The following is a 6,745-nucleotide window of genomic DNA, read 5'->3' as shown; positions in this document are numbered from 1 at the left end:
AAGGGGAAAAACTTTGATCATAACTCTTCCGGGCTCATCTCGCGGAGTTGAAGAGTCTATGAATGCTCTTTTCCCATACGTTTTGCACTTGTTTAAGGTGATGAAAATTAGCGAGTGGCACTAAGTGTGGGCTTTATTTTGTAAGGAATTAATTTTGTAAAACCTTTATACGAAGAATAGAAGCAATAGATGCACTTTTAATATAGAAAGTTAAAAGCGCTTGGGGGCAATAAAAACAGGCCTGAAAACCTTTATCTCAACTGATTAGTTTATCCTGCTATTGACAAATATAGAAAAATTGCATAAATTGTTTTACAACAGAAACAAAAATGGGCTTATGGTGAAAAAGGTTTCATTAGTAGTTTTAATCTTTCTACTATCTATGGGGGCAATAGCCCAAGAACTTAAGTACGAGCGAAAGTCAATTTCTTATGTTAACATTTTGCTGGTTTCCGACCCATCTATAGAAATTGAGCAAGAGGAATCTGAATACATCATCAAAAAGCTTCGTGAATATATCGAAATGCCAAGATTTGATTATAACCCTATACCTGCTGAACTTCTTGAAGATTTTAAAGCTGAAGTTGAATCCCGTGGTTCAAATGTTTCACTTGATGAGGTTGTAGAGATTTTAAAGGAGAAATTCGTTCCGAAGATCATTGAAATTCTTGACATTGAAAAAGAGATAAGAGCCCAGAATTTGTTAACAGAAGCACAGAGAAATAGTTTCATTGCGACAAAAGCCAAAGCTCTGGGTATAACAGCTGAGCAAGCGATGAAAATTATGAATTCTGCATTTATATGTGTTCCGGTTATAAGCAAATATAGAACTTATATGGATAGCGACGCTCAGATTTACACAACGCTGTTAAGTGCTGGAGTTATTTGGTATCGAGTTATCTACAGGGAAAATGGGGAAGGAGACTTAAATCTCATTGTTAAAAAGGAAACAGGAGGCATGGGGCTTGCTAAAGCAGGAAAAACATTTGAACATGAGGGTAAAAAAGTTGATTATAGAGAATATGCCTTTAGAACTGCTGTTGTGGCTCTTGCTCGAGATATTCAAGTTGCAACGCGTGATATCCCTGAATTTCGTTTAGGAGCGCAAGTTGCTGAGGTTTATTCAAACGCTATTAGCTTTCCGATGGGGACGCGAGAAGGGATAAAAATTGATGATGGTTTTGACCTTGTTGAATTACAGGAAAATCCAGATGGAAGTTTTATTCAGAAAAATATAGGCTTTGTAAGGGTAACAAAAGTTGCCAACAATCGTATAAATCCAAGAGCTTTTTCAAGGGCGCAAATTATAATTGGTAGCGGAATTGAACCCGGGGTTTATGTTTCCGAAAGACCAAGGTTACCGGTCGATATTGTTATTAGATTGATAAATAATCCGTTCACAGTGAAATATGTATGGTTGGGGGAAGAAACACAAAACAGTATGACTGGTTATTCAATTCATTCTGAATTGATTTACAACCTTGGACGGAGCCTTGGAATTCCCCAACTCTGGATTGGTGCTGGAGTTTTTATCGGCGGTGGAGATGCAGAAAATCTTGAGGGGGTAAAAAGGGGATTATTCGGAGGAGAAAAACCAGATGTTAACATTGTGGGGTTAAATGGGATTTTAATGAGAAAGTTTTATTACAAAAGATTTGCTGGAGCTGTAAGAGCTGAATTGATTCTCGAAAGCATAATATTTTCAAAAGGTGAAGACTATGAATGGAAACATGAAAAACGTGGGTTGGGATTTGGCCTTGGGGTTGAATATGTTATCACGCCTGATTTGAATTTAGGTCTTAATTTGGGTTATAGAGCTTTTTCTGAAAGTAAAAAATGGAATTATAGATTTTTGTCTGAAAGTAAAGAATGGAATTCTATAGAAAAAGAAAATTTATCTGGTAATCATTCTGGTTTTGCTTTTTCAATATATGTTACTTATTCGCTTCCAAAACTTTGGTTTGACCCTATTGCTGTTTTCAAAGGTGTAGCAGAAGAGTAAAAATGTGCTTTGTAGCACAATTTTTAAATTTGTTGTAAATTAATTTTGAATAGAAAATAAAAAGATTTCAGTTATGAAGAGAAAGTTACTATTACTTTTACTTTTGCCGTTGATTTGTTATTCACAGAAAAATTTACCTATTTCGAGGGAGGCGACTTTTATTGAAAGTTATTCCCCAAGTGAAGTTACTATAAGGGCTTCTGGGATCGGAAAAAACAATACTCAAGCGGAACTTGATGGTAGGCGTGCAGCTGTTTGGTATGTATTAATTGGCGCAACGGATGCAATTTTACAAACGCCGGAGGAAAAAAAAGCATTTGAAAGTGTTCAAGATGAGATATTTGACGAAAGAAATATAGCGAAATATATATCTTTTGAAACAACTGAGTATGAATCCCGGGTTAAACTTGCTGATGGCAGGGTTAAAATTACAAAGTATTATCGAGTTAACAAGAAACTTTTGACCGAGGATCTTGTTGCAAAAAACATCATCAAACCAAAAGAGGAAATAACTGAAGCTATTGGTTTACCTTTTATAATGGTTGTTCCTGAGGCACCAAAAGGAGTTAGTCCAATTGATCTGCTTAGGAGCGATAGATTATTGAAGAAAGGGGCTGAGGTGATAGAGTCATATCTTACCGCAAGAAAATATGATGTTCAAGTTCCAGAGCAGATGGAAACATTAAGTGAGCTTGCACAGGCTCAAGCTGGTTTGAAGGGAATTGAGGAAGATTATGCTTATCAGCTTGCACTTGCGATTGGTAGCGATGTTTATATAACATACAATGTTAAGATTGAGAGAAGATATGTTGGTAGCACAGAATATAGAAAAGCGGTTGTCGCAGCGAGGGCTTATGAAACAACTACGGCGAGATTATTGGGGACAGAGACGGGTTATAGTGGGGAATATGCAGTTCCGGAGGAAGCGGTTGTTGAGGAAGCTATGAATGATGCGATAGATAAAGTTTTAAGTAGAATTATGGCTTATTGGAAGGATGACTTGACGAGAGGTTTGCAATTTAAACTTCTTTTTAGAATAACTGGAAATTTTGATGAAGATACACACGATGAAATTTTAATGGCTACTGAAAATTCTTTGAAAAAACTTTGCAATAGGACAAAGCAAAATGTTGTAACTGATCAAACGATGGACTATATAGTTTGGGTTGATCCTAAGAAATATAATTCACCACTTGCTTTGTTCAGGGATATACGAAAGCAGATTGAAAGCGCTGTTCCAGTCAAGGTTAAAAGAATAAATGCGAACAGGAAGCTTTTAGTTCTTGAAATAACCGAGTAAAATTTAAACAGGTATTTAGTTATGCGTTGGGTTTTGTTAACAATTTTATTTTCAGTTTGTGCGTTTTCGCAACCGAGCTGGTATAAAACGCAAACACATCCGAAGTATCCCAAAGAGTTTTATATTCTTGGAATTGGTGCTGCGGTTGGGGACGAGGCGAGGGAGACAGCAAAGCAAAATGCAATTGCGGATGTCGCTTCACAAATAAGGGTTCAAGTTCAATCAGAAATCACAAGTCTTGAAAAGGAGCGAATAATAAACAAAGAGTCTGATTATTACTCTGAATTCCAACAAAAGTCAAAGACAATAGTTGATGAGGTCTTAACAGGTTGTGAAGTGGTTGAGATGGACTTTGATAGGAAAACGAAGACTTGGTATGTGCTTGCAGTTCTTGATAAGCAACGGTATCTTGCTTCGCTTGAAGAGGAGATCGATAACGCGTGGGCTCAGATAAAAAAGTTATATGATGATGCGCAAAGCTTTTTAAATTCAGGTAAAGTTCTACAAGCAATTCAAAATTTGAAGGATGCACAGCAAAAAATTTACGATATTTATTCAAAGCAAGTTTTCTATAATGCCTTATCTAAAATACCTTATAAGCCAGAGGTTGAACTTACAGCAAGTGGGATTGAGTCGGAAATAAGGAACTTGATTTCAAAGATAAAGATAGAGAAATTTTCAGGCGATAATCAGTTCGGGAAGATTGGGCAGGAGCTTCCTGAGCCACTTGTTGTGCGAGTGTTTTATCAAGGTGATGTTGCTGTTCCAATTGCAAACGCAAATGTCGTCTTTGCTTATAAGACGGGTGAGGTAATAGAAAGGGCTACGACGGATGAAAAAGGTATGGCAAGCGTTAGGGCAATCGCGATGGGTAAAAGAACGAATAGCGTTGTGGCGAGTTTTTCTATCCAAGGTTTGCCAAGTGAATATGCTCGGGTAATTTCACAGGTTAAGGTTGAGTTTACTTACACGACAAGTGCTGAGGCAGTTCCAACTGTCAGCGTATCTTTAAAGGGAGCGAAGGAAGATCGGTTGATATTTGATGTTATGAAGAAGTTAACACAAGCAATTGAAAGGAACGGGTATAAGGTTGAGGATGAAGCAAGATTTGTCGTTGGTGGTAATATAAGTTCAAGGGTCGTTTCGACAGTTCAAGGAGTTGGAGGGATGCTTTATACAGTTGAGGCTGAGTTAAATCTTTTTCTTAAGGATTTGGAGAATGGGCAGATAATTGGGAGTATGAGTGTTAAGTCAAGAGCTGTTGGAAAAAGCGAAAGAGAGGCGTATGAGAAAGCCTTGAAGGGGATAAAATTTTCCAATAAGGAGATAGCTGAGATGCTTTCAAATGCCAAAATTGAGGAATAAAAACAAAACAAATTAAAGGAGGTAAAAAATTATGCGGTATTTAACTCCCCTAATTTTAATTTTTGCTGTTGCGTTATTTGTAGCTGGCTGTGGCGGGGCTAAGGAACGCGTCGCAGTTCCAGAAGCAGCCCCAGCATGGGTTAACACACCCCCAACAGCAGTTGATGCGATTTACGCTGTTGGTGCAGCAAATGTCGGAGCGAATCCCGTGCTTGCAAGAAATAAAGCAGCTGACGCAGCGAGACAAGAGCTCGGCAGGATAATTCAAGTGAAAGTTAAAAGCTTGCTTGATAACTTTATGCAGGAGCATCAGGAATTTGTGAATAATCAAGGAACAATAACATCTGAGGAATTCACAAGAAGTGTAAGCAGATCGGTCAGCCAGGCGACGCTTGCTGGATCGCAAATCGTTGAATTTTACTATGATAAAGATAACAAGATATACTATGCTCTTGCCGTTTTGAGGAAGAATGACATTGTAAATGAGATAATGCGTTCAATGAACGAGGCACAGCGCCAGAAGAAGACAGCCTTCGTTGAGATGAAAGCAGATGAGGCTTTGAAACTTCTTGACAAGGAACTTGAAAAGTGGGATTTGAGCAAGTGATTAGTTGAATTTAAAAGGTTGGGGTTACCCCCAACCTTTTTTAGTTTTTATGAAGGTTTGATTGTGGTATTATCGTTTTTGATTTTTGATCGGTTTAGGATAAATTAAAGAAAAAATGCTTTAGGGCCAGGAAAGTATGGTTGAGGTTTACAGATTGGTGTTGATTGGACTTGGTTTTATCTTTGTTGGGCTTGGGGTTGTTGGAATATTTGTTCCTGGTTTGCCGACCACGCCTTTTCTCCTTTTGGCTGCTGCATGTTTTGCGCGAAGTTCGAAAAAGTTTTATAACTGGCTCTTAAACCATAGGATTTTTGGACCATATATAAAGAATTATCGTGAGCATAGGGCTATTACATTGCGCGGGAAGATTATCTCTCTTTCGCTTATGTGGCTTGTCATGGGATATACAGCGTTTTTTTGCGATTTCAAACCTGTTTGTAAGTATAATCATAATTTTAATCGGTCTTGGTGTTACCAAACATATTTTATCGTTGAAGACGATAAAATGAAAAAAATTACTTTTACAGCTTTAATCTTTTTTCTCGCTTTGAAAGTTTACTCACAGCAACCATCGTGGCTTTCTATACTTCCGCAGGCAAAAGATTTTCTATATGCAGTTGGTGCATCGTCTCCATATTTTTATCCTGAGACGACGAAAGCGAAGGCAATTGAAGATGCAATTGTTGAGCTTGCACGAACGATTGAAGTTGGGGTTAAAGTGAAACAAATTAATTGGTTTGAGGATACGGGTAGTCTCTTTTCAGGTCTTTCTTATTTTACGGAAGAATATGAAGAAGAAGTTGACACATCGCTTTTAAATTTTATCAAGGCAAATTGTGAAGTTGTTTCTGAATGGCGTGATCCAAAATCAAGAATTTTATATGTGCTTGTTCGCCTTCCTGTGAAGAGTATTTCAGCTGATACTTCGTTTGCCATTCCTGATGAGTTTATTTATGACCCTTCCCTTGCTCAATTGAGTATTTCTAAAAGAGGACAACCTGTTTGGATTTATAAAGTTCCTGTATCAGATGTGGCAATTTATGCTGTTGGAGCAGCGGACAAACATTATGATCCAGTTGAGACACGAAAGAAAGCAATTCAAAACGCACGCGCTGAACTTGCAAGAATTATAAGTTCGAAAATCCAAATTTTACTTGATAATTGGGCGGAGGGAAACAATGTTTTTGAACTGAATTATTCTCGTCGAATTTCGAGGACGGTTTCTCAAGCTAAGTTAACGGGGTCTCAAATCGTTGGTTTTTGGATCGATCCGAAAACTGGAGCTAATTATGCACTGGCTCGCATGTATAAAAAGAGTTTGGTTTATCAAATTAAACAAATTACAGCAAACGCGATCAAGCAAAATCCACCTGAACAACTTGCAAGGCGGGATAAACCAATTGAGGAGCTTTTGGATGAAGCGCTGAATCAGCTTGATCGTGAGCTTGAAAAGTTAAACAAAAAATAAGGG

5 protein-coding genes are annotated in these 6,745 nt (G+C 37.8%); all 5 read left to right on the top strand.

From position 1 onward, the window contains the following. Positions 1-340: 340 nt before the first annotated feature. The 5 genes from AWW78_RS04755 (at position 341) to AWW78_RS04730 (ending at position 6,742) form a co-directional block, all read left to right on the top strand. Complete coding sequence (locus AWW78_RS04755) at positions 341-2,002, top strand: hypothetical protein (RefSeq protein ID WP_141653892.1); 1,662 nt, start codon at positions 341-343, stop codon at positions 2,000-2,002. A gap of 73 nt (positions 2,003-2,075) precedes the next feature. After that, positions 2,076-3,302, top strand: coding sequence for a DUF6175 family protein (locus AWW78_RS04750; protein ID WP_047134385.1), 1,227 nt, complete (start codon positions 2,076-2,078; stop codon positions 3,300-3,302). A 21-nt stretch (positions 3,303-3,323) separates the two neighbouring features. Next, complete coding sequence (locus AWW78_RS04745; RefSeq protein WP_047134384.1) at positions 3,324-4,667, top strand: LPP20 family lipoprotein; 1,344 nt, start codon at positions 3,324-3,326, stop codon at positions 4,665-4,667. Between the two features lie 31 nt (positions 4,668-4,698). Then, the gene (locus AWW78_RS04740) at positions 4,699-5,274 is read left to right on the top strand and encodes an LPP20 family lipoprotein (RefSeq protein ID WP_047134383.1); all 576 of its coding nucleotides are present in this window, start codon (positions 4,699-4,701) and stop codon (positions 5,272-5,274) included. Between the two features lie 136 nt (positions 5,275-5,410). Beyond that, positions 5,411-6,742 carry a DUF454 family protein gene (locus AWW78_RS04730; protein WP_244884389.1) on the top strand — a complete coding sequence of 444 codons (1,332 nt, stop codon included), beginning with the start codon at positions 5,411-5,413 and terminating at the stop codon, positions 6,740-6,742. Positions 6,743-6,745: the final 3 nt, after the last annotated feature.

Source organism: Candidatus Kryptonium thompsonii (assembly GCF_001535985.1).
In the GTDB taxonomy this organism is placed as follows: Bacteria; Bacteroidota; Ignavibacteria; order Kryptoniales; family Kryptoniaceae; genus Kryptonium; species Kryptonium thompsonii.
This window is presented reverse-complemented; position numbering and strand designations above follow the sequence as displayed.

Bases quoted from the DNA above. Each gene is read 5' to 3' on its own strand.
- AWW78_RS04750 (WP_047134385.1), top strand. From the start codon at position 2,076: ATGAAGAGAAAGTTACTATTACTTTTACTTTTGCCGTTGATTTGTTAT.
- AWW78_RS04745 (WP_047134384.1), top strand. From the start codon at position 3,324: ATGCGTTGGGTTTTGTTAACAATTTTATTTTCAGTTTGTGCGTTTTCG.
- AWW78_RS04740 (WP_047134383.1), top strand. From the start codon at position 4,699: ATGCGGTATTTAACTCCCCTAATTTTAATTTTTGCTGTTGCGTTATTT.
- AWW78_RS04730 (WP_244884389.1), top strand. From the start codon at position 5,411: ATGGTTGAGGTTTACAGATTGGTGTTGATTGGACTTGGTTTTATCTTT.